Origin of the sequence: Natronococcus sp. A-GB1, assembly GCF_029688845.1 — an archaeon.
In the GTDB taxonomy this organism is placed as follows: domain Archaea; phylum Halobacteriota; class Halobacteria; order Halobacteriales; family Natrialbaceae; genus Natronococcus.
Genome location: NZ_JARUKW010000006.1, coordinates 63052 through 89333, shown reverse-complemented (window position 1 = coordinate 89333; position 26282 = coordinate 63052). Strand labels below are relative to the sequence as shown.

General features: G+C 65.4%; 27 protein-coding genes and 1 pseudogene. 7 read left to right on the top strand and 21 right to left on the bottom strand.

The window, feature by feature from the left end; all coding sequences use genetic code 11:
* Positions 1-7 precede the first annotated feature (7 nt).
* The 13 genes from QA600_RS08685 to QA600_RS08625 form a co-directional block, all read right to left on the bottom strand.
* Positions 8-1588 carry an AMP-binding protein gene (locus QA600_RS08685; RefSeq protein ID WP_278291554.1) on the bottom strand — a complete coding sequence of 527 codons (1581 nt, stop codon included), beginning with the start codon at positions 1586-1588 and terminating at the stop codon, positions 8-10.
* Positions 1576-2625, bottom strand: a complete 1050-nt coding sequence (locus tag QA600_RS08680; protein WP_278291553.1) for an o-succinylbenzoate synthase — start codon at positions 2623-2625, stop codon at positions 1576-1578. The genes QA600_RS08685 and QA600_RS08680 overlap by 13 nt, the downstream gene beginning before the upstream one ends.
* On the bottom strand, positions 2622-3563 hold the full coding sequence (locus tag QA600_RS08675) for a 1,4-dihydroxy-2-naphthoate polyprenyltransferase (RefSeq protein WP_278291551.1): 942 nt from the start codon (positions 3561-3563) through the stop codon (positions 2622-2624). Before QA600_RS08675 ends, QA600_RS08680 begins: the two co-directional genes overlap by 4 nt.
* A 104-nt stretch (positions 3564-3667) precedes the next feature.
* Complete coding sequence (locus QA600_RS08670; RefSeq protein ID WP_278291550.1) at positions 3668-4498, bottom strand: cohesin domain-containing protein; 831 nt, start codon at positions 4496-4498, stop codon at positions 3668-3670.
* Entirely contained in the window at positions 4495-5838 is a 1344-nt protein-coding gene (locus tag QA600_RS08665) for a hypothetical protein (protein WP_278291549.1), read from the bottom strand. Before QA600_RS08665 ends, QA600_RS08670 begins: the two co-directional genes overlap by 4 nt.
* 18 nt (positions 5839-5856) lie before the next feature.
* Positions 5857-7161, bottom strand: a complete 1305-nt coding sequence (locus tag QA600_RS08660) for a Tat pathway signal protein (protein WP_278291548.1) — start codon at positions 7159-7161, stop codon at positions 5857-5859.
* 108 nt (positions 7162-7269) lie between these two features.
* On the bottom strand, positions 7270-8163 hold the full coding sequence (locus QA600_RS08655; RefSeq protein WP_278291547.1) for a 1,4-dihydroxy-2-naphthoyl-CoA synthase: 894 nt from the start codon (positions 8161-8163) through the stop codon (positions 7270-7272).
* 77 nt (positions 8164-8240) lie between these two features.
* Positions 8241-8651: a PIN domain-containing protein gene (locus QA600_RS08650; RefSeq protein WP_278291546.1), complete on the bottom strand. Its 411-nt coding sequence runs from the start codon at positions 8649-8651 to the stop codon at positions 8241-8243.
* Positions 8648-8875, bottom strand: coding sequence for an antitoxin VapB family protein (locus tag QA600_RS08645; protein WP_278291545.1), 228 nt, complete (start codon positions 8873-8875; stop codon positions 8648-8650). Before QA600_RS08645 ends, QA600_RS08650 begins: the two co-directional genes overlap by 4 nt.
* Positions 8876-9010: 135 nt before the next feature.
* Positions 9011-10825, bottom strand: a complete 1815-nt coding sequence (gene ggt / locus QA600_RS08640; RefSeq protein WP_278291544.1) for a gamma-glutamyltransferase — start codon at positions 10823-10825, stop codon at positions 9011-9013.
* A 240-nt stretch (positions 10826-11065) separates the two neighbouring features.
* On the bottom strand, positions 11066-12853 hold the full coding sequence (gene menD / locus QA600_RS08635; RefSeq protein ID WP_278291543.1) for a 2-succinyl-5-enolpyruvyl-6-hydroxy-3-cyclohexene-1-carboxylic-acid synthase: 1788 nt from the start codon (positions 12851-12853) through the stop codon (positions 11066-11068).
* Entirely contained in the window at positions 12850-14199 is a 1350-nt protein-coding gene (locus tag QA600_RS08630) for an isochorismate synthase (protein ID WP_278291542.1), read from the bottom strand. Before QA600_RS08630 ends, menD begins: the two co-directional genes overlap by 4 nt.
* A 55-nt stretch (positions 14200-14254) precedes the next feature.
* A complete protein-coding gene (locus QA600_RS08625) occupies positions 14255-14854 on the bottom strand; it encodes a sulfite oxidase-like oxidoreductase (RefSeq protein ID WP_278291541.1) in 600 nt (199 codons plus the stop codon).
* Positions 14855-15092: 238 nt separating this feature from the next.
* Between QA600_RS08625 and QA600_RS08620 the strand changes: the two genes are divergently transcribed.
* A complete protein-coding gene (locus QA600_RS08620; protein WP_278291540.1) occupies positions 15093-15392 on the top strand; it encodes a hypothetical protein in 300 nt (99 codons plus the stop codon).
* 168 nt (positions 15393-15560) lie between these two features.
* Positions 15561-15785 carry a ribbon-helix-helix domain-containing protein gene (locus QA600_RS08615; RefSeq protein WP_005555281.1) on the top strand — a complete coding sequence of 75 codons (225 nt, stop codon included), beginning with the start codon at positions 15561-15563 and terminating at the stop codon, positions 15783-15785.
* Here QA600_RS08615 and QA600_RS08610 read toward each other — a convergent pair.
* Entirely contained in the window at positions 15782-15970 is a 189-nt protein-coding gene (locus QA600_RS08610; RefSeq protein WP_278291539.1) for a hypothetical protein, read from the bottom strand. The genes QA600_RS08615 and QA600_RS08610 overlap by 4 nt on opposite strands.
* Before the next feature lie 113 nt (positions 15971-16083).
* Here QA600_RS08610 and hisF point away from each other — a divergent pair, with 113 nt between their 5' ends.
* Positions 16084-16902 (top strand): imidazole glycerol phosphate synthase subunit HisF, encoded by an 819-nt coding sequence (gene hisF / locus QA600_RS08605; RefSeq protein WP_278291538.1) that lies wholly within the window; start codon positions 16084-16086, stop codon positions 16900-16902.
* Here the strand turns inward: hisF and QA600_RS08600 are convergent, their stop codons facing one another.
* A complete protein-coding gene (locus tag QA600_RS08600) occupies positions 16903-17331 on the bottom strand; it encodes a TIGR03668 family PPOX class F420-dependent oxidoreductase (protein ID WP_278291537.1) in 429 nt (142 codons plus the stop codon).
* 128 nt (positions 17332-17459) lie between these two features.
* Between QA600_RS08600 and QA600_RS08595 the strand changes: the two genes are divergently transcribed.
* Complete coding sequence (locus tag QA600_RS08595; protein WP_278291536.1) at positions 17460-18284, top strand: hypothetical protein; 825 nt, start codon at positions 17460-17462, stop codon at positions 18282-18284.
* Between the two features lie 55 nt (positions 18285-18339).
* Here the strand turns inward: QA600_RS08595 and QA600_RS08590 are convergent, their stop codons facing one another.
* Entirely contained in the window at positions 18340-18624 is a 285-nt protein-coding gene (locus QA600_RS08590; protein ID WP_278291535.1) for a DNA-directed RNA polymerase subunit L, read from the bottom strand.
* A 92-nt stretch (positions 18625-18716) separates the two neighbouring features.
* Here QA600_RS08590 and QA600_RS08585 point away from each other — a divergent pair, with 92 nt between their 5' ends.
* Positions 18717-20471, top strand: coding sequence for a rhomboid family intramembrane serine protease (locus QA600_RS08585; protein ID WP_278291534.1), 1755 nt, complete (start codon positions 18717-18719; stop codon positions 20469-20471).
* Here QA600_RS08585 and QA600_RS08580 read toward each other — a convergent pair.
* The 3 genes and pseudogenes from QA600_RS08580 to QA600_RS08570 all read right to left on the bottom strand — a co-directional run.
* Complete coding sequence (locus QA600_RS08580; RefSeq protein ID WP_278291533.1) at positions 20468-21091, bottom strand: METTL5 family protein; 624 nt, start codon at positions 21089-21091, stop codon at positions 20468-20470. The genes QA600_RS08585 and QA600_RS08580 overlap by 4 nt on opposite strands.
* Before the next feature lie 10 nt (positions 21092-21101).
* Positions 21102-21503, bottom strand: coding sequence for a hypothetical protein (locus tag QA600_RS08575; RefSeq protein ID WP_278291532.1), 402 nt, complete (start codon positions 21501-21503; stop codon positions 21102-21104).
* Positions 21504-21708: 205 nt separating this feature from the next.
* A pseudogene (locus QA600_RS08570) lies at positions 21709-22467 on the bottom strand (hypothetical protein); the annotation flags it as partial.
* 59 nt (positions 22468-22526) lie between these two features.
* Here QA600_RS08570 and QA600_RS08565 point away from each other — a divergent pair.
* Both QA600_RS08565 and QA600_RS08560 read left to right on the top strand, forming a co-directional pair.
* Positions 22527-23126 (top strand): hypothetical protein, encoded by a 600-nt coding sequence (locus tag QA600_RS08565; RefSeq protein WP_278291531.1) that lies wholly within the window; start codon positions 22527-22529, stop codon positions 23124-23126.
* Positions 23098-24072 carry a tyrosine-type recombinase/integrase gene (locus tag QA600_RS08560; RefSeq protein ID WP_278291530.1) on the top strand — a complete coding sequence of 325 codons (975 nt, stop codon included), beginning with the start codon at positions 23098-23100 and terminating at the stop codon, positions 24070-24072. Before QA600_RS08565 ends, QA600_RS08560 begins: the two co-directional genes overlap by 29 nt.
* Before the next feature lie 120 nt (positions 24073-24192).
* On the opposite strand, the gene QA600_RS08555 is transcribed toward QA600_RS08560, so the two are convergent.
* Positions 24193-25119 (bottom strand): hypothetical protein, encoded by a 927-nt coding sequence (locus QA600_RS08555; RefSeq protein ID WP_278291529.1) that lies wholly within the window; start codon positions 25117-25119, stop codon positions 24193-24195.
* 379 nt (positions 25120-25498) lie between these two features.
* Positions 25499-26257: a hypothetical protein gene (locus tag QA600_RS08550; RefSeq protein WP_278291528.1), complete on the bottom strand. Its 759-nt coding sequence runs from the start codon at positions 26255-26257 to the stop codon at positions 25499-25501.
* Between the last annotated feature and the right edge of the window lie 25 nt (positions 26258-26282).

Here is a 26282-nt window from a genome sequence, read left to right as displayed (position 1 = left end):
TTGAGCCTCACTCCCTGCGCGACCACGTCGAGACGTCCGTCCCCGACTCGAGCAGCCGCGTCCGGACGACCTCGCGGTCGACGGTCCCCGAGTGAGTTCGCGGTAACGATTCGGCTACGGCGATCGTCTTCGGCCGTTTGAAGCCTGCCAGGTGGTCGTCGCAGTGGCCGAGAACCGACTCGAGATCGACGGATCCCGCCTCGGCAGCGAGCAGCGCAGCGACGCGCTCGCCCCACTCGGGATCCTCGAGGCCGACGACGGCCGCGTCCGCGACCGCGGGGTGGCCCCGGAGGACGTCGGCGACCGCGCCGGGATCGACGTTCTCCCCGCCGGTGACGATCCGGTCACTCCGGCGGTTGAGCACCCACAGCCGGCCGTCGGCGTCCGCGTAGCCGACGTCGCCGGTGTGGAGCCCGCGCTCACCGAACGCCGCCTCGGTCCGCTCGGCCTCGAGGTAGCCCGGCGTCACCGTGGGCCCGGAGACGACGAACTCGCCAATCTCACCCCGAGGAACCGGTTCGCCCGACTCGTCGACGACGGTCACGTCGGTGAACAACAGGGGCTGGCCCGCGGTTCCCTCGTGAGTTTCGGTCTCGGCGGGCGTCGCGGTGGCGATCTGTGAGGCCGTCTCGGTCATCCCGTAGGTCGGGTGGACCGGAACGCCGGCCTCGCGGCAGCGCTCGAGCAACTCGCTCGAGGCGGGTGCACCACCCAGCAGGACGAACCGCAGCCGTTCTGGGGGTTCCCAGCCGGCCTCGAGCAGGCGCGTACACATCGTCGGCACCAGCGAGACGCCGGTGGCCTCGAAGCGCTCGAGGGCTCGCGCCGTCCTCCGTGGACCGAACTCCCGCTGGATCACGACGGGCGTGCCGTACAGCGCCGAACGGACGACGGGCGCGAGGCCGCCCATGTGGTACATCGGGAGACAGCACAGCCACCGGTCCTCGCGGTCGACGCCGAGGCGAAACGCCGACGCGGTCGCGCTGGCGACGAGGTTGCCGACGGTCAGCCGAACTCCCTTCGGCTCGCCGGAGGTGCCGGAAGTAAAGAGGATCAGCTGGACGTCGTCGGGCTCGAGTTTGGCGGGTTCGACGGCAGGGCGGAACTCGCCGTGTGTCGGCTCCTCGCCGACCGCCAGCGTCCGTACCCGACCCGAGGTCGGTTCGTCGACCGAACGAACCGGAGTCGGAGCGTCCTCGAGCGCGTCGGCCAGCTCGAGGGCGGCCGCCTCCGTCTCGTGCTCGCAGACGATGGCGTCGATCCCGGTGCGTTCGGCCTTCCCGGCCAGTTCGGCGGTCGTCTCACGGACGTTCAGCGGGACGACGGTCGTGCCGAGTCGCATCGCGGCGAAAAACAGCGTCGCGAACGCGGGCCGGGTATCGAGCAGGAGTCCGAGACGGTCCTCGCGGGGGACCTCGAGGAGCTCCTGAAGCTCGCGTGCGGCCGTCTCGACCCGTCGGTCGAGCTCGCGGAACGTCCACGATTTGTCGGCGCCGGCGTCGATCACGGCGGTCCGTCCGGACGTCGAGGCGACGCGGTGGCTCACGAGGTCCCGGGCGGGCCACTCGAGGGGACTCACTCGGTCCACACCCCCTCGACGCCCAGCCCCTTGGCCTGGGGGACGACCGCCGCGCCGTTCTCGAACAGGACGGGATCCCGGCCGAGGTCCTCGGCGAGCAGGTCGCCGGTCGCCAGCCCACAGGCCGGCGGATCGGGCAGCGACGCCGCGAGGTGGACGGCGCCGGCCCGGGCGACGACGCCGTCGATCGTCGTCGTCACCAGCGGCGTCACGCCGAGCTGGTCGACCCACGTCGCGACCTGCTGGGCGACGTCGAGTCCGCCCAGCGCCATCGGCTTGAGGACGACGGCGTCGGCGGCCTGTGCCTCGCAGATCGCGTCGACGCCGTGCTCGAGCAGCCCCTCGTCGAGGCCGATCCCGACGCCCCGCCCCCGGAGGTCGGCGTGGCCCTCGAGGGCGCCCGCGGGCAGGGGCTGTTCGACGAGCGAGACCTCGAGATCGTCGAAGGCCTCGATCGCCTCGAGCGCCTCCTCGTAGTCCCAGACGCCGTTCGCGTCGGCCCGGAGTTCGATCTCCGGACCGACGGCCTCCCGCACCCGCCGCATCCGCTCGACGTCGGCATCGACGCTCCGGCGACCGACTTTGAGCTTACAGCAGCCGAAGCCGCGCTCGACGGCGTCCCGGGCGGCGGCGACGGTGTCCTCGGTCGAGCCGTCGCCGACGGTCGCGTTCACCGGCACCCGGGCGACCAGCGCGTCCGGGCTGTAGTACCGGTACAGCGGGGTCGACTCGCTCGAGGCCTCGAGGTCGGCCAGCGCGAGCGAGACGCCGTACCGGGCGGCCACGGCCTCGTCAACGGCCTCGAGGACGTCGTCCTCGTCGGAATCGAGCGCCGTCTGCGCGCGCTCGAGGGCGGCCTCGCAGTCCGCGAGCGACTCGGTCCACCCCGGCAGCGGGGTCGCCTCGCCGTAGCCGACGGCGTCGTCGTCGGTGCGGGTTACGCGGACGAGGAAGCCGTCTCGGGACTCGATCGCGCCGCTGGCGGTCTCGAGCGGTTCGACGAGCGACAGCGAGAACGACCGATACTCGAGATCGTATCGGCTCATCCCAGCACCAGCCCTCCGGCGAACAGGACGGCGTACAGCGCGAGCAGCTTTCCGGTTTGCTCGAGGGCGGGGTTGAGCGCCTCGCCGTCGGTGCGGGTCAGCATGGTGCGGCCGATCATTGCGGCGTAGGGGAGCGTAACCAGCGGCACCAGGACTGCGGGGTCGAACCCCTCGCCGAGCCAGAACCACAGCGGGACGAGATACGCCAGCCCGAGCAGGGCGAGATACTCGAGGCGACTCCACCGGTACCCCAGTCGAACGGCGAGGGTCCGCTTCCCGGTCTCGGCGTCGGTCTCCCTGTCGCGGACGTTGTTGACGACGATGATCGCCGTCGAGAGTCCCGCGATCGGGAGGCTCGCGAGGATCGCCTCGCGGGTCACGGTCCCCTCGGGCAACGTCGTAATGAACGGCTCGAGCTGGGCCGCAGCCTGGACGTAGAACGTACCGACCACCGCGACCAGTCCGAAGAAGACGAACACGAACAGATCCCCGAGACCGTGATACCCCAGCGGGTAGGGACCGCCCGTGTAGGCCCATCCGCAGAGAACGCTGACGAGGCCGATCACGAGGATCGGCACGCCCCCGACGTAGACGAGGTAGGTCCCCGAGAGGATCGCCAGCCCGAAGGTAACGATCGTCGCCAGCTTGACCCGTTCGGCCGGGATCAGCCCCGACTGGGTGACTCGAGTGAACCCCTCTCGGTCCTCCGTGTCGGCCCCCTTGATCGCGTCGTAGTAGTCGTTCGCGAAGTTGGTGCCGATCTGGATCAGCGCCGCGCCGACGAAGGCCATCAGCGCCGGCAGCGGGGCGAACACGCCCTCGTGGATCGCGATCCCGACCCCGACGATGACCGGCGCCGCCGCCGCGGGCAACGTCTGCGGGCGCGCGGCCATCACCCACGCCTTCGTCCGCGAGATGTCGAACTCCGCCGTACTCATTGTCCGACTACTCCGACTCGAGGAAGTGTCAACGTTGGCATTGACGCCGACCGGACGTTCAGCCCGCGGTCGAACCGCCGTTGCTCCCGACACAGAATCGTCTCTCAGACTCGGCGGCGAGCGACGAGGAGCGCGATCGTGAGCGTGAGTCCGGCGACGGCGGCCGGAACGGCGAAGCCGGGGACCGAGTCGGCGTCGCCGCTCGACTCCGCGTCGTCCGCAGCGTCGTCGGCCGTCCCGTTCTCGTCGGCTCCGGCGGTATCGCCCGAGTCGACCGTACTGTCATCGTCCGCGTCCGTGTCGTCGCCGTTCGATTCCTCGACGTCGTCGGCGAGGGTCACGCCGTCGGTCTCGGCGTCGTCAGCCTCGTCGTCCGCCACGTCTCCGTCACCGCCGGCGACGTGGATGGTTGCGTCGTACTCGAACGACGCCTGCGGGTAGTCCGTGACCAGCGTCGTCGACGCGTCGGCGATCTCGATCGTCTCGCTCGTCGCTTCCGCGTCCTCGGCGACCGCGAGGGTGATCGTCGCCGCGACGTCGGACGCGGTCGCGCCGTCGCCGGATGGCGTTCGCTCCTGTTCGATCGTCACCGTCCCCGTCCCCTCGTCGACGCTGCTCGAGCCCTCGACCTCGGCGTCGGAGTCGCCCGCGGCGAGCATCGAACCGTGTTCGACGTCGACGACCTCGAAGAGGTCGCTCTCGTATGCGAGGGTCGCCTCGAGCTCGTCGATCCCGTTGCCGTGGAGGTCGCCGTGATCGCTGGCGATCAGCTCCAGTTCGACCGTCTCGCCCGGCTCGGCCGCGATCTCGTCGTCGTCGAAGTAGAAACTCGTCGCGTTGTCGCCGGCCAGCGCCGTCGCCGGGAGGAGGACGCCGACGGCGAGGAGCGCGGCCAGTACGATCGCGAACGCCCGTCGCGTCCGATCGGGGTTCATTCCGTCTCCTCCGGCACCGTCAGCTCGAGGGGCTCCATCTCGAGGAAGGCGGTCTCGTACCCCTGATGGCGGGCGACCTGCGGTGGCGCCTCGAACGACACCGTCACGTCGTCGCCCGGTTCGGCTGCGACCTCGGCTCCGTAGTGAAGTCCGTACTCGCCGTCGAGGGTCTGTTCGAGGACGGTGTCGGTGCCGGACCCGTCATCGCGCTCGACCGTTGCGGCCAGCGTTGCGTCCGCCAGTGGCACCCGGTTGTACGGCGTCCGCGGGGAGACCAGCAGGTACCGCTCGTCGCCCGCGAGCCGCGACTCTGACTCGAGCAGCGTCGCGACGATCGCCGCGTCCCCGCTTCGGGGGAGATCGGCGTCGTCCGGCGGTTCGGTCCCGTCGGCGCCGTCCTCGCGGAGCAGCGTTCCGGGGTACTCCTCGGCCGGCGGGAGCTGGGAGTAGGGGATCTCGTGGTGGGCGTGCTCGTTCTCGTCGCCGTGTTCGTGGTCGTCGTGGTCGCCCCCGTCGCCGTGGTCGTCGTGGCTGTGGTCTTCGTGACCGTGATCGTCAGCCTCGCCGTGATGGTCGTGCTCTCCGTGATCCATCGGCTCGAGTGCGCCCCGTTCGCCCCACAGCTCCTCGTCCAGATACTCGACCCCGTCGACGACCTCCTCGCGGAACGCCTCGTCGTACTCGAACTCGAAGCTGGCGCTCGCAGCCTCGGTCAGTCGGTCCTCGAGCCCACCCGTCTTTCGGGTCGAGAGCGCCGGCATCTCGACCTCGACGGTGTAGCTACCGTTGCCGGGCAAGGAGACGTTGTCGCCGAAGTGAAAGCCCATCTCCTGGGAGAGCATCGTCCAGGGCGACAGCGGCGAGCCGACCTGCTCGCCGTCCTGGAACACCCGGAGCTCCGCCCCGTCGTCGACCGGGAGGACCGTCCCCGTCTCCCGGTCCCAGGCGGTGAACATCATATGGACGCCGTGGCCCTCCTCCGGGTCGACGCGCTCGACCGAGTCCTCGCCGCCGCCGGCGACGATCCAGAACGGATGGGGGTACGACAGCATCGGCGCGATCGCGACGTCGCCGTCCTCGATCGGCTCGAGCGTTCGCATCTGCTCGCGGTGGGTCGGCACGTAGACCGCCTCGGGCGGGTCCTCGACCTCGACGATCTCGGGGACGGCCTCGACGTCGTCGTCCTCGTTCCCGTCGTCGGCTCCGTTCTCGTCGTCCGTTCCGTCTCCGTCGGTTCCGGTACAGCCGGCAAGCGCGACCGCTCCGGCGAGCGCGCCAGTTCGCCGGACGAGCGTCCGGCGGTCGATCGTCCGTCGCGTGTCGTATCGTTCCTGTTTCATGTATCGTTCGCACCGTGATCAGCTATCATCGCCCGGATCGGCCGGCGGGAGCGCTCGCAGCGATCGCGGCGGGACGAGATAGTTCCCCCGCCGGTCGACGAAGAGGTAGTGTAGGATGCCGTTGTTCGCCGTCGCGACGTCCAGATCCGTCCCGTTCATCGCCTCGCGAACCCGGACGAAGTCGGCGATCTCCCGCTGCAGCGAGAGGAAGTGGAGGCCGGGTCGGTCGCCGTCGACGGTGTTGAAGTCCCGTCGCAGGAGCGGGGGCTCGCCGTCCTCTCGAGCCCGCGCGGCCTTCTGAGCGTGGCCGACGACGCCCCGCCCTCGGGCGTCGTCCTCGGTCGCCGCGATGCGTTCGTCCGTCAGCCCGTTCGTTGCGCCGAGTTCCTCCCCGACCTCGCCGACGGCCTCCTCGTCGGCGTGTTTGGGGCTGAACAGCTTCGAGACGCGCTGGTAGTGGTTCTCCTGGTCGAACCACTGCTCGAGGTTGATCTCCATCGAGGACACCTGCTGGGTCGTCCCACCCGCGAACGGCCCCGACTCGATCGTCACGCGGTCCTCGCTCGCCTGACTGTCGGCGAACCCGGAGCGAAACCCCATGAAGAAGGGTGCATCCCCGGGGACGGTTTCCGGAACGCCGGGGATGTCGGTCCGTTCGGCCGGCAGCCCGTCGCCGACGAACCCCGTCCGACGGCGGTCGTCCTCGCGGTCGAAAACTCCCGAGAGCTCCGCCTCGGGTTCGACCCCGTTGACCGACTCCCGCTCGCCGAACAGCCCCTCCTCGGCCTCGAGGACGACCTCGGGCCGATCGCTCGCGAGGTGCAGGAGAGCGTCGAACTCGTCGAGCGCGGGCGTCTCACCCTCGCGGAGCGGCTCGGGTTCGGGGAGATCGACCGACTCCGGCAGCGGCTCCTCGAGCCGATCGAAGTACGACGGCGTGTACCCCATCGTGAACAACAGGCCGTCGTTGCTCCGCTCGTAGGCCCGCTCGAGCGTTTGGAGGGCGTTCTCGACGGTCTCCCGGACGTCGGGATCGATACCGCCTCCGTTCTCGACGCCGTCGTTCAGCGACAGCGCGACGAGGACGTGGTGTGCAGCCGGGCGAACGTTCTCGTCCCCGTCTGCCGGGAGGGACCCGTCCCAGGCGTGCTGGCGTTCGGGCAGCGACGACGGGTCGTCGACGCCCGCGGGAACCTGATCTTCGTCCTCGTTCTCGCTGTCCGACAGCTCGAGACAGGCGCTCAGCGCCGTCGCTCCGCCGGTAGCGACCAGCGCGCGAACGTACTCACGGCGGGAGAGCGCGGATCGATCGGGGAGGGACACTACCCCAGTGTCGGGGCGTAGGCGCCATATGGGTTTCTCACGCCGTCGGTTTCGACCGCCGTCGGCGACGGTATGGAGACGATCGTTGCCGATAGCGGCAATCTTTCCTCAGTAGTGCCAGGGGTAGTCGTCGAAGTCGGGCTCGCGGCCCTCGACGAAGGCGTCCCGGCCCTCCGCCGCCTCGTCGGTCATGTAACCCAGTCGGGTAGCCTCGCCCGCGAACACCTGCTGGCCGACCATCCCATCGTCGGTCATGTTGAACGCGTACTTGAGCATCCGCATCGCCGTCGGGCTCTTCGAGTTGATACGGTCGCCCCACTCGAGGGCGGTCTCCTCGAGCTCGTCGTGGGGAACGGCTTCGTTGACCATTCCCATCTCTGCGGCCTCCTCGGCCGAGTACGTTTTTCCGAGGAAGAAGACCTCGCGAGCCTTCTTCTGGCCGATCTGTTTGGCGAGATACGCGGAGCCGAAGCCGGCGTCGTAGCTCGCGACGTCGGGGTCGGTCTGGAGAAATTTCGCGTGTTCCTCGCTCGCGAGCGTGAGGTCGCAGACGACGTGCAGCGAGTGCCCGCCGCCGACGGCCCAGCCGGGGACGACGCAGACCACGACCTTCGGGATGTGGCGGATCAGCCGCTGGACCTCGAGGATGTGCAAGCGACCCTGCTCGGAGGCTCGTTCTTCGTCACCCTCGTACTGGTAGCCGTCCTCCCCGCGAATCGTCTGGTCCCCGCCCGAACAGAACGCCCAGCCGCCGTCCTTCGGCGAGGGGCCGTTCCCCGTCAACAGGATGCAGCCGACGTCCGTCTGGCGTTTCGCGTGCTCGAGTGCGTCGTACAGCTCGTCGACCGTGCCCGGCCGGAAGGCGTTGCGAACGTCAGGCCGATCGAAGGCGATCCGGACCGTTCCCGAGTCGACCGCCCGGTGGTACGTGATGTCGCGAAAGTCCCGATCGACGTCCTCGATCGGCTCCCAGCGCGCCTCGTCGAAGAGTTCCGAAACCATCGCTCGAGTGTGGTCGCCGTCGCGTCAAATAGGTTCGCGTCGCCGGTCGAGAGCGTACTCGGGCCAGTCACCCTCCGTCAGTACGGATCGTACTCCTCGACGTCCAGTACGGCTCGGACGTCGTCCGTCCAGAACTGCTTTTCAGCCGTTGCAAATCGTCCGCCGTGCTCTCGGGCAGACGCCGCGATCAACGCATCGAGTTGATCCACGGGTGCGCCTCGTTTCTGGAGCGCTTGCTGCAGCTCGTAGCCTTCGGTTGCTGTTTCCCGGGTGGTCTCGAGGATCTCCATAGATGTCGTTACGGAGTGGATGATTTCTTCCGGAGGCGCGTCGATATAGCCGTACAGACTCCCCATGAGGGCTTCGAAGAGAACGATAGACGGCACACCCCACGGATCTCGTTCGTGTTCTTCGAGGAACGATCTCGCGTCGTCGACGCCGTTGAGATAGTCACTGAGGAGGTTGTTGTCGAAGACGAGTACTGTCATCGATCGCTCTCCTCGACTCGGTGATCCATGCGGCTTCGCATCTGCTCTCGGATCTCCTCTATTCCCTCCTTCGACCGCTCCGAATCGCTCGACGCGATCCCGAACCCGGCCCACTTATCCTCCGATGTGAGACGGAGGATCACGTCGTTGTAGCTCTCTCCCTCCCGTTTGAATCGATCTAATCGTGACTTTGCCTCCTCCGAAAGCCGGATCGAGGTGCTCATGTATGCACCAATGCATGCAGTCAGAATAAAGCTAGCTACTGGACTTCTCGTCCCACACTCGGAAAGAAGGAGATTCTAGCTCGAATTCATTTCCGAATCAACTCGTCTGGTGCACGACCGAGGACGCCCTGTCCGTCAGTCGTCGCTTCTTTGCCCGGGAGCACGGTCGAAGCCGACGGCCTGCCCGTCGCGGTTCGGGTCTGCCGCACCCGTCAGCACGCCGTCCTCGCTGGCGATGACCTGGACGTTGCCGATCTCGCTCGGCTCGTCGTCGACCTCGTGGCCCCACTTGGTGAGGGTGTCTCGGGCCTCGGACGGGACCCCTTCGTCCCACTCGATACCCCCGAAGTGATGGGTGTAGATCGACGGCTCGGTGATCGACTCGAGCGGGCTCAGCCCGTAGTCGTAGCGGTGGAGGATCGACTGGAACGTCGCGCTGACGATCGCCCAGCCGCCCGGCGAGCCGGCCGTAAACTCCGGTTTCCCGTCCCGCATCACGATCATCGGACTCATACTGCTCAGCGGGCGCTTCCAGGCGTCGGGCTCGTTCGGGCCGCCCGGCTCGTCGTCGAAGTCGGTAAGCTCGTTGTTGAGCAGGAACCCGCGGCCGGGAACCATCTTGCCCGAGCCCATGAACTGCTCGATCGTGGAGGTGTAGGAGACGGCGTTGCCCCACTTGTCGATGACCGAGAAGTGGGTCGTCTCCCCGGGCTGGCCCGGCCCCATCTCGTCGTCGTCGGGGAAGACCGTCTCCCCGAACTCGATGGGGTCGGCCCGCGACTGGAGGTAGTCGTCGTCGAGCAGGGCGTCGACGGGGACGTCGACGAACTCGTCGTCGCCCATGTACTCCATCCGATCGGCCCAGGCGGAGTAGATCGACTCGGCGATCAGGTGGTACTTCTCCGCCGAGCGGATGTCGTACTCCTCGACCTCGAGGAACTCGAGCATCCGCAGAACCATCGCGACGACCGTCGGCCCCGAACTCGGCATCGGCTGGCCAACGAGTTCGACGTCGCGCCACTCCTTGCGGACCGGGTCGTCGATCGTGACGTCGTACCTCGAGAGGTCGTCCTCGTCGACGACCTGGTCGGGGTCGCGAGCGTACTCCCGGATCGTCGCGGCGATGTCCGCCGCGACCGGGCCCTCGTAGAAGCCGTCGGCCCCTCGTCGTTGGATGCACTCGAGGGTGTCCGCGAGGTCCGGGTTGGTCATCGTGTCGCCCTCCTCGTAGAGGTTCCCCTGGTCGTCGCTGTAGGTCTCGATGGCCGCGTCGTTGAACTTGTCGGTGTTTTCGGCGATCTCCTCGGCGAGGAACCAGTCGACGGTGAACCCGTCGCGTGCGAGGCGGATCGCCGGGTCGATCAGCCGCCGGCGCGAGCAGCTCCCGTACCGTTCGCGGGCCGTCTCGAGGCCCTTGACCGTCCCCGGCGTCCCCATCGCCTCGCCGGTTTCGATGTCTTGATCGTACTCGCCGTCGTAGTGGTACAGCTCCGGCGACGCGGTTTGGGAGGCGCGCTCCCGGCTGTTCACGCACTCGACCGTATCCGAGTCGGCGTCGTAAACGACCATGAACCCGCCGCCGCCGATCCCCGACCCGTGGGGCTGGGTCACCGTCAGCACGTACTGGATCGCGACGGCTGCGTCGATCGCGTTCCCGCCCTCCCGAAGGATCTGCGCTGCGACCCCCGAGGCGATCGGATCGACCGTCGAGACCATCCCGTCTGCGGCGGTGACCTCCCGTCCACAGGTGAACTGCGGCTGATCGCAACTGAACCCGGGGACGTCGGTGACCGGCTGGTAGTCGTCGGCCGCGACCGTCGGCGTTCCAAACGCTAGCGCCCCCGCAGCGACCCCCGCACTCGAGAGGAAGGCCCGACGCCGAAGCCTCGAGGAGGTCGCCCGTTTGCCCGTCTGTCCCTCCGCTCGCCGTGGGTTGTCATCTCGTGACATGACTTTTCTGCCATCCGGACACTCACTACTCGTACGCAAAACCGTTTCGGAAACTACGACCTCCCGATCGGGAAGAAAATCCGCCGTCGAGACCGCTCGAGCAGCTACAGTTGTCCGGCCCTATCCCGCCCTGAAGCAAAACCGACGGTTGAATTCGATCGTCAGCGTTCGGAGCCGATCGACTGGAGTCGGTACACCGGAATACGGTGTACTCGATCCGGTTCGACCACACGTCGAGACTCAGTCGGTCGTGAGCGCGGCCTCGAGTCGCGTCTCTAGCTCCTCGCGGCGCCGGTGGTTCGCCCCGGAGTCGAACTCGAGGGCGAGCACCTGCGTCCCCGCACGCTCGAGCGACCGTCGGTACGCCGTCGCGAAGTCGACGGGTGCGACGCGCTCGAACTCGAGGCCGTACAGCTCCGCGAGGGGCTCGAACTCGAGGCCGTGAGGCGTCTCGAACTGCTCCGTAAAGGGGGGCTCGAAGTCGGCGATCGGCAGCTTGTGGAAGATCCCGCCGCCGTCGTTGTCCAGCAGGACGATCGTCGCGTCGACGCCGCAGCGACCGACCGCCAGCAGACCGTTCGAGTCGTGATAGAAGGAGAGGTCGCCGGTGACGAGCACGAGCGGGTCGTCGGTCGCGCTGCCGGCACCGAGGGCCGTGCTCGCGGTGCCGTCGATGCCGCTGGCGCCGCGGTTTCCGAGCACGGTGAGATCGGCCGCTCGAGGCCGAGCGAACCGGTCTGCATCCCGAATCGGCATGCTGTTGGCGACGGCTATCGTCGCAGGATCGGGCGCCTCGGCGAACACGGTCGCGAAGACGCCCCCCTCGAAGGGGTCGCGCTCGAGCGCGTCGGCCTCGAGGGCACGCTTGAGAACCTCCCAGTGGGCGCGTTCGGCCCGATCGAACCGCTCGAGCCACTCGTCGTCGGCACCGACGGAGACGTCCTCGCCGGACTCCTCGAGGCGTTCGCGGACGCTTTCGAACACCGACTCCGGCGTCGCAGCCAGCAGGTCGGTCGCGGTAAACGTCGCCTCGCGCCACTCCCCGGCGGGGTCGAGCAGGTACTGGTCGGCGTCGGCCGTCTCGAGGGCTCCCCGAAGGGACTTCGAGGTCGGCGAGGCACCGAACCGGACGACGACGTCGGGCTCCGGGAGGACGTGGGCATAGGCGTCGTAGCCGCCGTAGACCAGTCCGTCGGCGACACCCTCACCGAACCGCAGCCCCGAGAGCGGGTCCGCAAGTACGGGGGCGCCGACGCGGTCGGCGACTGCGAGAACCGTCGCGGGCTCGAGCTCGACGAGGTCGACGGGATCGGCGGGGCCCGCCACGATCAGTGGGCGGTCGGCCGTCGCGAGCGCCTCCGCGAGGGCGCCGACCGCGTCGCTCGAGGGCTCGAGGGTCGGCCGCCCGGTATGGGCCTCGACGAACGCGCTCTCCCGTCCCCGTCCGGCGAGCGTCTCGGCGAACGAGTCGGGGATCTCCTCGGTCTCGGTCGGCTCGAGGGGTTTCCGGAACGGGCAGTTGAGGTGGACCGGTCCCGCGGGGGTCCCGACCGTCTCCGAGAGCGCGCGGGCTGCGGTCGTCCGCAGATTCCGGACCTTCCGCTCGTCGGCCTCGGGGTCGGGGAGTTCGGCGTACCAGCGGACGGCGTCGCCGTACAGCTTGACCTGGTCGATCGTCTGGTTCGCGCCGCTGTCGCGAAGCTCGTGGGGCCGGTCGGCGGTCAGCACGAGCAGCGGGACTCGAGCCTGATCGGCCTCGATGACCGCGGGATGGAAGTTTGCGGCTGCGGTGCCGGAGGTACAGACCAGCGCCGTCGGCTCGCCCGTGCGTCGGGCCCGACCGAGTGCGAAGTAAGCCCCCGAGCGCTCGTCGAGGTGCGAGAAGACCTCGATATCGCTCTCGGCGAAGGCGACGGTCAGGGGCGTCGATCGGCTCCCTGGCGAAATGCAGACCGCCTCGAGCCCGCCCTTCGCGAGCTCGTCGACGAGCGTCCGACCCCACAGCGTCGCGCGGTTGGGCGCACTCATCGCAGCTCGTCGAGGATGGGACGGAACTTCAGCTGTACTTCCTCCCACTCCTCGTCGGGATCACTGTCGGCGACGATCCCGTTGCCCGCGAACAGCGTCACGGTCTCGTCGGTCGCCACGCCCGACCGGAGGCCAACTGCGAACTCGCCGTCGCCGTCGGCGTCGAACCAGCCGATCGGAGCGGCGTACCAGCCCCGGTCGAACGATTCGGTCTCGCGGATCGTCTCGAGAGCCGTCTCGGGGGGGACGCCACCGACAGCTGGCGTCGGATGCAACGCCTCGACGAGCTCGAGGACGTGGTGTTCGGCCTCGAGGGTCGCCTCGATCGGGGTCTGCAGGTGCTGGATCGTCGCCAGGCGGCGGATCGTCCGGTCGTCGACCGTGAGCTCGCTCGCGAGGGGGGCGAGCTGGTCGCGGATCGACTCGACGACGAGTCCGTGCTCGCGCCGGAACTTCTCGTTGTCGAGCATCCGCTCGGCGTGTTCGTCGTCCTCCTCGGGAGTCTCGCCGCGGGGCACCGAGCCCGCGAGCGCCTCGGTCTCGACCCGGTCACCGCGTTTCGACACCAGCCGCTCCGGCGGGGCGCCAAAGAACGTGCCGCCAGTCGTGTTGCCGACGAGAAACCGGTAGCAGTTCGGATACTGCCGGCGTAGCCGTTCGACGGTCGCGGGGACGTCGATCGGCCCCTCGAGGTTGACCGATAGCGCCTGCGCGAGGACGACCTTCGTGAGCTTGCCGTCCTCGATCCGATCGAGCGCCTGCTCGACCTGTTCTCGCCAGCTCTCGAGGGGTGTGGTCCGCCGGGTCGAGGCGACGCCGGGACCCGTGCCGCTCGGACGCATCGCCGGTAGCTCGAGCAGACCGTCGTGCCACTCCTCGAGTCGGTGTGTCGCTTCCATGGCGTCGGCGCCAACCGCGGTGAGCCACGTCCCCTCGTCGCTCCGACTCACCAGTACTTCGGGGACGACGAACGAGGCGGCCTCGAACCCCGTCCAGGGAGCGACCGGCTCGTGGCCGTCGTGAAACGAAAAGCCCCCGAAGGCGCGCGGGCGGGCGGCGTCCGGACCGGTGTGATCCAGTCCTCCGAAGACCGAGGCGGCCCGCTCGCGGATCCTCTCGAACCGTTCGGGGCCGCGGGCCGTAAGCCGAGCCGCGACGCCGCGTCCGACGACCTCGAGCCCCTCCGGGGTCGCCCACTGGACGCGACAGGTGCCGTCGGCCTCGCTGATCGCACCGAAGGAAACGTCCTCGAGTTCGCGACTCCGACTCGCCAGCCCGGTGTCGTCGCTCCCGTCTGCGGGCCTCGAGTCGCCGGTCGGTTGTCGCCCGCCCAACGTTCGGTCCATCGAGGGAACGTCAGGACTGGCCCGCCTTCAGCCTAACTATTCACCAGGAATGAGCCTAGCTGTATCGTTCCTCGCTCCAGGGATCGGCTGTCTCCGAGTAGCCGCGTCGCTCCCAGTAACCCGGCTCTGGATCGGTGAGGAACTCGATCCCGTCGACCCACTTGGCGCCCTTGTAGGCGTACTTGTGGGGGGTGACGACCCGGAGCGGGCCGCCGTGGTCGGCCGGCAGCTCCTCCCCGTCGTACGCCCATGTCAGCAACACCTCCTCGCGCATGCAGTCCTCGAGCGGGAGGTCGGTCGTGTAGTCGTCCAGCGCCGAGAACATGACGTGAACGGCGTCGTCTCGCACTCCGGCGCGTTCGGCGAGTTCGGTGAAGGGAACGCCCGTGAACTCGCAGTCGAACTTGCTCCAGCCGGTAACGCAGTGAAAGTCCTGACGCTGGGTCACGGTCGGCAGCTCGCGGAACTCCTCCCAGGAGAGGGCGAGTTCCTCCTCGACGGCCCCCGTGACGGTGAACTCCCACGTCTCGGGGTCGAACTTCGGTGTCCCGCTCTTCGAGAGCACCGGAAACGCCGTCGTCTCGCGCTGGCCAGGCGGGAGGCGTTCGTCGCCGAACTCGAGGTAGAGCTCCGTGACGTCGGTTACGTCGTCCATGTTCGATCCTCGAGTTGCGGTCACGTAGGTCTGACGTTGCGGGCGGTTGCCGGATCGTCCGGATCGAGGGTGGCGACGGTTTGGTCGGGGGTGGTTCCTATCGCGACGGAAACGATCGATTCGACGGACGCAGGGGACGCCGGAACCGTTCGAAACGATCGAAACCGTTCGGTAATCCGAAGGTACGTCTCGAAACCCTCGCCACCCCTTAGTACGGCCTCGTCGACCGAAGCAGTGTATGGAAGGCAAACAACAGCTAACGGAACGGGATGTCTCCGGGCGTGCAACCGAGGAAGTCGGCAAACAAGCGATGGGACCCGCGTTCATGGCGGCCGTCGCCTCGGTGGGCCTCTCGTGGTACTACTTCTTCATGCGCGGCGACCGAGAGAGAGGGATCTTCGTTGGCCTCTGGCCGCCCACCATCCTCGCGTTCGCGAGCTACTTCAACCAGCGAAAGATGCGCCAGCAGATGGATACGATCACTCGACCCGGAACGACACTCAAGAGCGCCATCGACTCGATGATGGGTAACAAGTAACTGTCACCACTGCGGGCGGTTCGTCGACGAAACCGATAGCGGGCGCCGCGAACCGCCTCTCGACGTCACGGGACCGGAAACAATAGTTGCACCCGAGAGATCTTTTCTTTCACGTCGGCGTAGATTCCCCGCCAGAGCTAAATACCCCCTCGCCGAAAGCCGAATCAGATGCCGAAAGTAGAGATCACCATCCCCGAACATCTCGAGATGCAGATCGCACAGATGGTCGAGCGGGGAGAGTTCGTCAACCGAGAGGAAGCGATCGAGGACCTCCTGTCGACGGGAATCAAGGCGTACAAGACGAGCGGTCCGATGGAAGACGAAGACGAGGGTATGGGCAGTGGCCTCGAGGACGACGGGATGATGGGCCACGACGACGAGTACGTCTTCTAGATCGCGAGCAGGGGAATCCCGAACGTCACCAGAAGGCCAACCAGTGCGACGACGAAGCCGATACCGACGTCGCGTGCGGTGTACTCACCCATCGGTGCAGTAGTTCGCTCGGCCTCGAGGTCGTGGCCGACGTCGGCTCCCGAGTCGTGATCGACCGCCGGATCTGTCTCGCTGTCGTCTGCCATACTCGCGTCTACTCGAGTCGGCTTCTTAAAGACACCTACACGCGTCGACGAGGAGCGGTGACTGCCCGATCCAGACGGCTTTACTACCCGGGGTGCCAACCCTCGCACAACGAATGACCCTGACGAAACGCGTCATCCCGTGTATCGACGTCGACCTCGACGAGGACGGGAACCCGGCGGTGTACACCGGCGTCCACTTCGAGGACCTCGAGTACACCGGCGACCCCGTCGAGATGGCCAAGGCGTACAACGAGTCCGGCGCCGACGAGTTCGTCTTTCTGGACATCACGGCGTCGGCCGAGGGCCGCGAGACGATGCTCGACGTCGTCAACGACGTCGCCGACGAAGTGTTCATTCCCCTGACCGTCGGTGGGGGGATCCGCACGACCGACGACATCAAGGAGACGCTGCGGGCGGGAGCCGACAAGGTCTCGATCACCACCGGCGCCCTCGAGCGACCGGAACTCATCACCGAGGGCGCCCGCGCCTTCGGCAGCCAGTGTATCGTCATCAGCGTCGACGCCCGTCGTCGGTTCGACGAGGACGGCGAACACTACGTCGAGGTGGACGGCGAGTCCTGCTGGTTCGAGTGTACCAAGAAGGGCGGCCGCGAGGGAACCGGGATCGACGTCCTCGAGTGGGCCGCCGAGGCCGAAGAGCGGGGTGCCGGCGAGCTGTTCGTCAACTCGATCGACAAGGACGGCACCAAGAATGGCTACGACGTACCGCTGACGAAGGCCGTCTGTGACACCGTCGACACCCCTGTCATCGCCTCTTCGGGCTGTGGCAGCCCCGAGGACATGTACGAGGTGTTCACCGAGGCCGACGCCGACGCGGGGCTGGCGGCCTCGATCTTTCACTTCGACGAGTACTCGATCGAGGACACGAAGGCGTACCTGGACGAGCGCGGCGTTCCGGTCCGACTCGAGTAGCTACGGAACCCCGTCGAGGCTCCCCCACGAGACCGTCGAACCGATCTCTATCTCGAGGACGGGTCGTCCGGAGAGGTCGTGGTCGGCGTACTGATCGTACTTCGTCTCGAGTGCGGAAACGGCAGCGTCGTAGTCCGCCGCGTCCGACTCGAGGACCGTCGCTCGGCCCCGGACCTGCACCCACGCGAGCCGCGCCCAGTCCTCGACGTACCGGTCGACGACCACCGCGACCCGCGGGTTCGACCTGACGTTTCGAACGCGACGGAGCTCTCGGGTCGACTTCGGCTTCTCGTCGACCGCGGAGACGAGCCGCGATCCGTCGGGGAGGGCGTAACAGATCGGGACGGCGTGGGGTCGGCCCCCGTCGTCGACCGTCGCCAGCCGTCCGACGCGGGCGCGCTCGAGGAACGCCCGTTCTTCCGGTTGCATACGCCGAGGACGGCGGCGAGCGCCGAAAGGCTGTTCCCGCGCTGCGAGCACACGGATGCGATGGCGGTCCCGGGCGAAGACCTCGCGATCCAGTACGCTTATCTCGTCGCGGTCGTGCCCTTCTACCAGTGAAGTGGCGGTGTACCTGGTGTGGGGAACCACACGACGAGAACGACCCCCCGTGTCGCGAGTGCGGACACAACAGCTTCGAGAAGGCGGTCGTCCGAGAGGACGAGGCAGAGCCGCGGACGGATACCGTCGACACCGGGACGACGTACGTCTGGCGCTGTCAGAACTGTGGTCGGGACCACGTCAAGAACAATCCGCCGTGTTCGCGCTGTAACGGCCACGACCTGGAGAAGGTCGAGCAGCGCTACGATGACGTCGACCGGGACCTTGAGGTCCCGGGCTGGGTCGACGTGGCGAAACCCTACCTGCCGGTGTTCGCCGTGATCGGCGTCGTCGTCCTGCTCTTTGCGACGGGGATCATCTCGCCGTCGGTGCTGCCGGGGATCGGCTCGCCATCGCCGCCCGATGCCCCCGGCGAGGGGACCGAGGCAGCCGGGATCGACCTCGAGGAGACCGAACTCACCGTTCACGAGCGACTCGAGGCCGAACGAGCCGACGGCTCGAGCGCGTACGACGACGACCTCGCGGCGTTCGCGGAGTACCAGAATCGGGCGTTCGTCGCGAGCGAGTACGACGACGCGGAGCCGAGTCCCGCCGATCCCGGGGAGTTCGGGGTCGACTGCGAGGCGGAGTTCGTCGGCGTCCAGTTCACACTCGAGTCCACGGTCGACGACTACGACGACGAGGCCGCCCTCGCCGACGACGTCGCGGCTGCGCTAGCGGGAACGGACGACGGCGACGCGATCCTGGCCGGGCCGCCCGGCGAGGGGCTCGACCTCCACGTCGTCGACGGGACGGTCCACGTCGTCTACGCAGCCTGCTGATCGAACGCGTGGCTCCGTTCGGAAACGGTACCGAGAAGAACAGTCGAAAGCCGGTCTACGCGGCCGCTTCGAACGCGTCGCGAAACGCCGTCGTCTTCTCGCGGACGTCGGCCGCGGCCGCCTCGAGCGCCTCGAGGGGGTCGACGCCGCCTTCGGTCTTGATCGTCAGGATCGGCTCGGTCTGGCCGCCCGACTGTTCGGGGTTGACGTCGTAGGTCGCCGCGGCGATGTCCTCGCGCTCGAGGAGCGTCCCCTTCAGCACGTTCATGAACGTATGGTCCTCGCCGGCGATCTCGATCGAGAGTTCGGTCTCGCTGCTCTCGGTGACCCGCAGTTCCATACCCGCCAGTGGGGCCGTCGGGCGCTTGTACCTTTCCTTTTCGACCCCCGCACGGCAGCAATTCCTATACGGGTTCGGTCGAACCACTGGGTATGGATCCGATCGCGGTCGGCTTCGGACTCGCCGTGCTGGCGACGCTGCTGGGTTCGGTGGCGGTCGTCAGACGGCTCTACCGCCCGGAGCGGCCCTGGGGCGAGGCCGCACGGGCCCGACTCCTGTGGGGCGTTCCCTGGGGGTCGATCGTCGTCCTCGTCGGGGTCTGCTGTGTCTACCTGTTCGTCCAGGACGGGATCACCGACTTCGCCGATCCCGTCACGATTCCCTACCGCGCCTGGTCGTACTTCGCTCCGCTGGGGATGCTCACCGCGTCCTTTTCCCACGCCGGTCCGAGCCACCTGCTGGGAAACCTGGCCGGGGCCGCGGTCGTCGCACCGATCGCTGAGTACGCCTGGGGACACTACCCGGACAAGGAGCGGGGCTCGCGGCTGGCCGACCCTCGAGTGCGCGCGCTGGTCGTGTTCCCCCTCGTCGTCGTCGCCGTCGGGCTGGCGACCAGCCTCTTCGCGCTCGGCCCGGTGATCGGCTTCTCGGGGATCGTCTTCGCGTTCGCCGGCTTCGCGATCGTCCACTACCCGATCCCGACCCTGATCGGGACGGTCGGCCTGCAGGGAGCGCTGCTGACGGTGTTGCAGGCCCTCCAGAGCCCGATCACCGTCCACGTCGCCGAGGCGAGCCCCCCGGAGCCGCCGTCGTGGGCGACGATCGCCATCCAGGGCCACGGCCTCGGCTTTTTTATCGGGATCGTCCTCGGCGTGCTGGTGCTCGAGCGACGGAGCCGACGCCCGAACCCCCTCCATCTCTGGCTGGCCATCCTGCTGTTCGGATTCGGCAAGTCGCTGTGGGCGATCTACTGGTTCGGCGGCGAGAACACGTTCGTCCTGCTGCGTGGCCCCGGGATCGTCGTCGTGGCGATCCTCGCGGTCGTCGTCACGGTTGCGGTTACCGGCTCCGCGACGCCGCTGCTCCCGCGTCGCCTCCGCCGAAGCGAGGGATCGGTCGACCGAACGACAGCCGACCGCGCGCTCGAACTCGCCCGGCGGAGCGCCGACCGAACCGGCGCCCGCCTCGAGCGCGTCGCCGCGATAGCCGGGGGAGCGAACGTCGGGCGCCGACACCACAAGCGGGCGGCGTTTCTGGCCGTCCTGCTCGTCACCGCCTCGCTGGCCGGGGTCGCCGTCCCGACGAACCTCCTCGTGATCGACGGGGAGACGACCGCCGACGCCGCCGTCGAGATCGAGGGCTACACCGTGACCTACGAGGAGGGCGCTCAGAACCAGCTCGTCTCGCCCGTCGCCGTCGGTCCGCTCGAGGAGGCCGTCTCGATGGAGTCGAGCGGCGTAATCGTCTCGAGCGACCGCCACCAGGTCTGGCTCGACGCGGTGTCGAGCCAGCAGCTCGCGTTCAGCGGCGAGGAGACGGTGTACGTCGGGGGGCCGGGCTGGCGGGAGGGCGTTACCGTCGAGCGAACCGGCTGGGAGCCCGTCGGCAACGAGACGGTCTACCAGGTCTGGCTCGAGGGCGGCGGCGAGGAGCGCCAGCTCGCCCACGAATCGACCGAGTCGACCGCCGACGCGCGGATCGACGACCGGAACGTGACCGTCGCGACCGAGGACGGCGAGTTCCTGCTCGAGGTGAGCCACCAGAACGAGACCGCAATCGTACCGGTTCCCGCCGAGAACGAGTTGGCAACCGCGGACGGGATCGCGTTCGAACGCGAGGACGGAACGATCTACGCGGTTTCGAACGGGACCGAGGTTCCGATCGCAGCCGAAGAGACGTACGATTAGTCCCACTCGATTCGGAAGACCTCGGCCTCGAGCGTGCGCTCGCTCTCGGTGTGAAAGTCGAAGCGCCTCTCGATCGGGAACTCGGCGCGAAACGCGTGGGTGACGGTACCGCCGGCGTCGGCGACGAACGACTCGACGAACGACTGGCTCCCCTCGTTGTGAATCGTATAGGAGACGGTCCCGATCTCCCGTGCTGTCTCGAGGAAGGCCCGATCGGCGTGGCGGTTGCCCCGCTGGGCGCCGAAGGGCGGGTTCGAGACGACGGTCGCCTCCCCGAAAGCGAGCGGGACTCGCGTCGCGTCGCCGCGAAGCCAGTCGATGCGGTCGGCGACGCCGACCCGCCCGGCGTTCTCCCTGGCCAGTGCGAGCGCGTCGGCGTCGACGTCGATCCCGACGACGCGGTCGGCCCCCGAGAGCGCGGCCCCAACCGCGAGCATCCCCGTTCCGGTGCCCAGATCGATCACCCGGCGCTCGAGGTCTTCCTGCAGCCCGGCGAGGTGACAGAGGTGGGCGGCGACCTCCGGCGGCGTCAGGTACTGCTCGAGTGAGGCCGACGGTTCGGCGAAGTCAGCCAGCGACTCGAGCCGACGGGCGAGCGTTCGCCGGGAGGGACCGGACATTACGCCGGCGTCAGGGCTCGAGCGTAATGGGTGCGTCGAGTTCGAGCGCGATCCCCTCCCGGTCCGCGCGTTCGGCGCAGGCCGCAAGCGCGGGTCGGACTTTCTCGGCGTTCGCGACGGCGTCGGCGGACACCGTCACGGCGTCGACGCCGAGGAACGCGCCGGCTCGGACGTAGCTCCGGATGCGGTCGACCTCGTCCTGGGTGGCGAGCGAGCAGTCCTCGTCGAAACAGGCCTCGAGGATGAGTTCGGTCGGCGAGAGCCCCTCGCCGTGCAGGTCGCGCTTGAGTTCCCGGAGGTACTCCGGCGCGGTCGATTCCAGTGCGGTCGCCTCGATCGTGACCGGCGTGACGTCTGCAGGTCGACAGCGGTCGATCGGCGACTCGAGTTCGGGACCGGACGTCGTACTCATTGCGAGTGCATACATGGCCTGCATACAAAAACATTTCTGATGCACAGAAGTAATATGCTGGCGTTGAACGGCATGGCTCGGGGATGGCGATCGACCGCGAGAACGACACTACCGCTGCTCGGTCGAAAACGGCGTATCGAGCCGGCCGGGAGCACGAACGGGCCGGCTCGAGAAAACGTTCAGTACGGAGACAGCCCGCAGCAGCTCACTCGCTCGGCGGCGCCGGTTTCGCTTCCGGCTCCGGTTCGGGTTCGGACTCCTCGTGATCGACATCCTCGTCGGAGCGAGCCGCGACCAGCCCGCCTCGAGCGACGCTGTACAGCGGTTCGCTGGCGTGGGAGACGCCGCTGATCGAGAACGGGATGCTCGCCTCGCGAAGGTGGTCGCGGAACAGCTTCTCGAACCCGCGCGGGCTCGAGGTCCCGCCCGTGACGACGACCGGGATGTCGGGTCCCTCCTCGATGTCCTCCTCGTCGACCTCGCTGACGATGTTCTCGATGACGTAGTCGAGCAGGTTCTCGTAGTAGATCGACAGCGCGCCCTCGACCCCGCCGACGTCGGTCGTGAAGTCGAGTTCGAAGTCGTCTTCCTTGATCGAGGTGACCTTGTCGACCGGCGTCCCCGTCGCGCGGGCGGCCTGCTCGTCGACCCAGTCGCCCCCGCGGGCGACCGAGAACTTCATCACCGGCACCGCGTAGTACGCCAGGCAGACGTTCGTCATCCCGGCGCCGAAGCTGATTCCCAGCCCGGTAAAGTTGTTGTCCGCGAGTTCGCTGTAGATAACGGACATCCCCTCGTTGATGGGTTCGGCTTCGTACCCCATATCGCCGAGGAACGACTCGATCGTCTTCTGGTGGTACAGCGTCGAGAGCTCCGAGTCGATCGGATCCGCGGGCGTCGAGAAGTACACCTTCTCGCCGGGGCGGTCGGGTTCGCCGACGACCTGCTGGATGATGAGTTTCATCTCGATTCGTCGGTATAGTAATCTTCTTCAACATCGCCATTGAACTCGAAGTCAGAACGATGGGAGACTCAGAGAACTCAGCCAAACGGACTCAGGTCAATTTCGTAGCATCGGAGGAACAGAAGCAGCAGTGGGAGGAATACGCTGATGAAGCAGGCTTCAGGAGCTTCAGTGAGTTCCTGAGGACGTGTATCCAGAAGGAGGTTCAAGGAGACTCATCGTCTCGAGAAGCCTCTGAGAACGTCACTGAGAAGCTATCAGAAGTTCTCGAGGGGATCAATCGGATGGAGGGTCAAATCCATGAACTCGATAACCGGGTCGGCTCGATCGAGAATGAAGTGAGAGAGGATCCTGAGATCAAGAAGCTCGCTTCGGATGTGTTCTCTGCTCTCCCTGAGCGAGATGAGTTGATCAGCTATGAGAAGAAGATTCAGAAGTCGGGAGCCCGTCCCGATCCAAGGACTCCGATCTCTCACACGGGGAAGCCTGAGGATATCGCTCATGAGCTTGAAGAAAGCGAGCATCGGGTTCAGCAGGCTCTCGAGAAGCTCCGTGAGGATATGAGCCAAGTCCACTCCCTCACTCTAAACGAGGAGATCGAGGGATGGGCTCAGCATTACGAGAACGGAGATGAGCCTCGCTTCTACAAGGAGGCTTAGGCCGATGGATAGCCACATAGAGCGACATTTGGACCGGGTGAAGGGGATGAAGTCAGAGGGAACGTTCAAGCGGCGTAGAGTCGATCTCAGGGACTACAATGAGTGGCTGGAGGATCAGGGGTATGGGGACTGTGCATCCCTCGATTGGCTCCAGATTGAGAGCTATCTCCTCGAGCAGAACAGCAAGGGCTACGCTCCTTCCACTGTGGCCTCGAAGTACCAATCCCTCCGAGAGCTATACGACTTCCTCACCGATATCGATGAGTACGATGATTCCCCGTTTGAGAAGCTCTCGAGGAAGGATTACGTGAACGGGAACTCCTCGAAGAAATTCGATGAGAGCGAGGTGATCTACGTCACTCCTGAGGATGTAGAGCTGATGACTGAGAACGTTCCAAAGCCAACTCTCCGGAACGAACTGATCATCAGACTCATGTTTCAAACTGGAGTCCGTCGCTCTGAACTCGTATCGATCGAACTCGAGGATATCAATCGAGAGGAGAGGTCTATCGAGATATGGAGTCAGAAAACTCAATCGAGTCGGACTGTGTTCTATCAACCGTCTCTCGATCTCCTGATGGAGCAATGGATCGATGGGGGCTACCGGGACTCCTACCTCGCTGCTGCTGAGTCCGATCACCTATTCCTCGGTCAGAAGGGGGAGCTGAAGAAGGATCGACTCGGGAATATCATCAAAGAGGCCGCTGAGAACGCTGATATACAGGAGGTGATGTATGAGGATCAGCAAGGTCGAAAGCGATACCGGATCACCTGTCATGCTCTACGTCATGGCCATGCTGTTCATGCTCTGAAGTCGGGGATCGATATCAGGAACCTCCAGAAGCATATGGGCCATGCTGATATCGAGAGAACCAGTGAGTACCTCCAGTTGATCAACGATGACGTGAGGGAAGCGTTCCGTCAGTTCGGAGTTACTGACGACTAACTACTGCAATCGATTCTAAGACCGCTGAGTTCCGTTCTGATCGATCTTTTCGAGAAGTGAGTCTATTTCCACTACGGAGAAATAGGATCGATTGTATCGCTTCTCATGGCGATATGAGGATTAGCTACTCTGTAGTAGATCAGTATCCTCAGGGAGAATGTTTGTAGCTCCCGGTGTGATTACCAGCTTAATCGATTCGGAAAAGGTCTGTGATTGTGGCACTACTAAGTCATCGCCATCACGTTTGTGTCTTTCCTCCTCAGGTACTCTGATTTCCTGTTCTCCGAGTTCGAATTCCTTCACAGTTTCAAAATCTTCAGGGCGAGTGTTCTCATCGTTAATTTCGAGTGTGAACCTAACCTTCAGCTCTCCTATGTCTTCCTCCATTTGTGCCTCAGATAAATCGCCTGAGATTTTCTTGAAAGGATAGCCCTTGACTCTACCATCTAATCCAGTCTGACCTATCTCTACTCTCGCTTTGTACTCTTTCGGAGGGGAGAAGGGTGGCAAAGAGGAATCACCTTCCACAGCAGTCAGCTGAGAATATCCCGGCTCAACCTCTACTGAACCTGTGTCTCCTATGATCTCACTTCGGAGATACATTAACTTCACAGCCCCTCTACCGGAGTTTTTCAGGCTAAGGTGGATTTTATCCCCATCAGCAGTAATCTCTCCCACTCGAGCAACCGATGAGTCCAATCTCCGCTCCATCAGTTCGTTCTGTGTCTCTTGGATCGACCGCTGCTGATCCATGATTTCAGCCTGTCTTTCCCAGATAGATTGCTGGTCCTCCATGATACTCGTTTGTCTTTTTTGAACTGACTGTTGATCCTCCATCAGATCCGTTTGCTTGCTTTGAGTAGAGTACTGCTGAAAGTATAGAACGACAAGAGCGAGAGTGAGAAGTCCTGAAATCGAGATGGAAGTGGACTGTAGACCTGATTCACCGTGCCACATATATATCAGATCAGGGACGGTGATGATCAGGAACGCTGCTACCCCTATGAGAGTCATCTGCTGTCGAGTAGAGAGATCGGGGAGGTTCATTACCAAGGACAGTCGGAAGCCCTATTATGTAATCGTTCGGATGAGTCCGTTGAATCCGCCGGTCCCCATGAGACGTTGAGAGGCTCATCAGGCGACTCCGGACTATCGATAGTATCTCCATCATCCTTCTTCGAGGAATCGCTCTCAGACGAATCTGAGCCTCTCTCGACTACCTCAAACTCATCGTTCAGCTCGAGTCCGGAGTGAGCCTCATCACTGCTCTGAGCAACGTGGGAGAATAAACCAACTCGATCACCGACGGTTACCCGGCCACATCCCTCAACAGGACACTCGAGAATAGCAGGGCTATCCGAGTTCTCGGTACTGCCCTCCCTCGCTGAACGAATACGATCAAGATCCTCCGAGGGATCACTCAGACTCATCGATGATCACCCTTCTCGGGAACGTTCACATCATCTAAGTCGTCGTAATACTCTACGAGTCCACTGAGTTGCTGATATGTCCTCTCTGGATCGAATTCAGAGCCGAATACGTCTCTACACCACTGATAGGCTGAATCCCATCCATCAACCTTTAACAGCCGACAGACCACTCTCAGGACGTTATCGTAGCTTTTCTCCCGAGTCCCGTTCTCTATCCCGTGTTTGATTTTCATCGCTTCAGTCTCTCCACTACTGCTACTCACAGCAGATCGATCTCCGTTGTAACCACTCTCTCCTACCTCGTAACCACTCTCCGAGAGGAACTCTAAAGCAGCCTCACGTCCCTCTCGATTGAGCTTTCCGTAGACTCTCCCTGCTGTCTTCTCATCGGGATTAAAGATACGAGATGATCCCGATCTCCCTCCGATGATAACGACGTAATCTCCCGGCTCGTAGTCCCACTTAGCGTAATCTTGCTTCGACAGTTCGATCAGTGTGGTATCAGTATCCGATCGACTGTAAGAGCCGTCTCCCCCGCCTACAGCGGATTTGATCTCAGCAGGGAGGTAGACCTTCTTCTGATCATCTCTCCGACAGAGAAGGCCATCAACCTGCTTAGCAACGATCAGAGAGCGGGCGCTCCCCTCCCCCGACTTCTTGTATGGAGAGAAGGGAACGATCTCCTCGTAGTCCGGAGTCCGATCGAGTCCGAGATAGTCCTGATCCTCCTTTTTCTTTAAGTACCCCCAAAGCAACTGGTCATCGAATTCTTGGGGTATA

Coding starts and splice junctions, on each gene's coding strand:
- QA600_RS08645 (WP_278291545.1), bottom strand. CDS start 8,875: ATGAGCACCTCGATCCGGCTTTCGGAGGAGGCAAAGTCACGATTAGAT.
- QA600_RS08560 (WP_278291530.1), top strand. CDS start 23,098: ATGAGCCTCGCTTCTACAAGGAGGCTTAGGCCGATGGATAGCCACATA.
- QA600_RS08590 (WP_278291535.1), bottom strand. CDS start 18,624: ATGGAACTGCGGGTCACCGAGAGCAGCGAGACCGAACTCTCGATCGAG.
- QA600_RS08655 (WP_278291547.1), bottom strand. CDS start 8,163: ATGGTTTCGGAACTCTTCGACGAGGCGCGCTGGGAGCCGATCGAGGAC.
- QA600_RS08565 (WP_278291531.1), top strand. CDS start 22,527: ATGGGAGACTCAGAGAACTCAGCCAAACGGACTCAGGTCAATTTCGTA.
- QA600_RS08585 (WP_278291534.1), top strand. CDS start 18,717: ATGGATCCGATCGCGGTCGGCTTCGGACTCGCCGTGCTGGCGACGCTG.
- menD (WP_278291543.1), bottom strand. CDS start 12,853: ATGAGTGCGCCCAACCGCGCGACGCTGTGGGGTCGGACGCTCGTCGAC.
- QA600_RS08675 (WP_278291551.1), bottom strand. CDS start 3,563: ATGAGTACGGCGGAGTTCGACATCTCGCGGACGAAGGCGTGGGTGATG.
- QA600_RS08665 (WP_278291549.1), bottom strand. CDS start 5,838: ATGAAACAGGAACGATACGACACGCGACGGACGATCGACCGCCGGACG.
- QA600_RS08580 (WP_278291533.1), bottom strand. CDS start 21,091: ATGTCCGGTCCCTCCCGGCGAACGCTCGCCCGTCGGCTCGAGTCGCTG.
- hisF (WP_278291538.1), top strand. CDS start 16,084: ATGACCCTGACGAAACGCGTCATCCCGTGTATCGACGTCGACCTCGAC.
- QA600_RS08620 (WP_278291540.1), top strand. CDS start 15,093: ATGGAAGGCAAACAACAGCTAACGGAACGGGATGTCTCCGGGCGTGCA.
- QA600_RS08680 (WP_278291553.1), bottom strand. CDS start 2,625: ATGAGCCGATACGATCTCGAGTATCGGTCGTTCTCGCTGTCGCTCGTC.
- QA600_RS08600 (WP_278291537.1), bottom strand. CDS start 17,331: ATGCAACCGGAAGAACGGGCGTTCCTCGAGCGCGCCCGCGTCGGACGG.
- QA600_RS08625 (WP_278291541.1), bottom strand. CDS start 14,854: ATGGACGACGTAACCGACGTCACGGAGCTCTACCTCGAGTTCGGCGAC.
- QA600_RS08555 (WP_278291529.1), bottom strand. CDS start 25,119: ATGAACCTCCCCGATCTCTCTACTCGACAGCAGATGACTCTCATAGGG.
- QA600_RS08650 (WP_278291546.1), bottom strand. CDS start 8,651: ATGACAGTACTCGTCTTCGACAACAACCTCCTCAGTGACTATCTCAAC.
- QA600_RS08615 (WP_005555281.1), top strand. CDS start 15,561: ATGCCGAAAGTAGAGATCACCATCCCCGAACATCTCGAGATGCAGATC.
- QA600_RS08670 (WP_278291550.1), bottom strand. CDS start 4,498: ATGAACCCCGATCGGACGCGACGGGCGTTCGCGATCGTACTGGCCGCG.
- QA600_RS08630 (WP_278291542.1), bottom strand. CDS start 14,199: ATGGACCGAACGTTGGGCGGGCGACAACCGACCGGCGACTCGAGGCCC.
- QA600_RS08610 (WP_278291539.1), bottom strand. CDS start 15,970: ATGGCAGACGACAGCGAGACAGATCCGGCGGTCGATCACGACTCGGGA.
- QA600_RS08575 (WP_278291532.1), bottom strand. CDS start 21,503: ATGAGTACGACGTCCGGTCCCGAACTCGAGTCGCCGATCGACCGCTGT.
- ggt (WP_278291544.1), bottom strand. CDS start 10,825: ATGTCACGAGATGACAACCCACGGCGAGCGGAGGGACAGACGGGCAAA.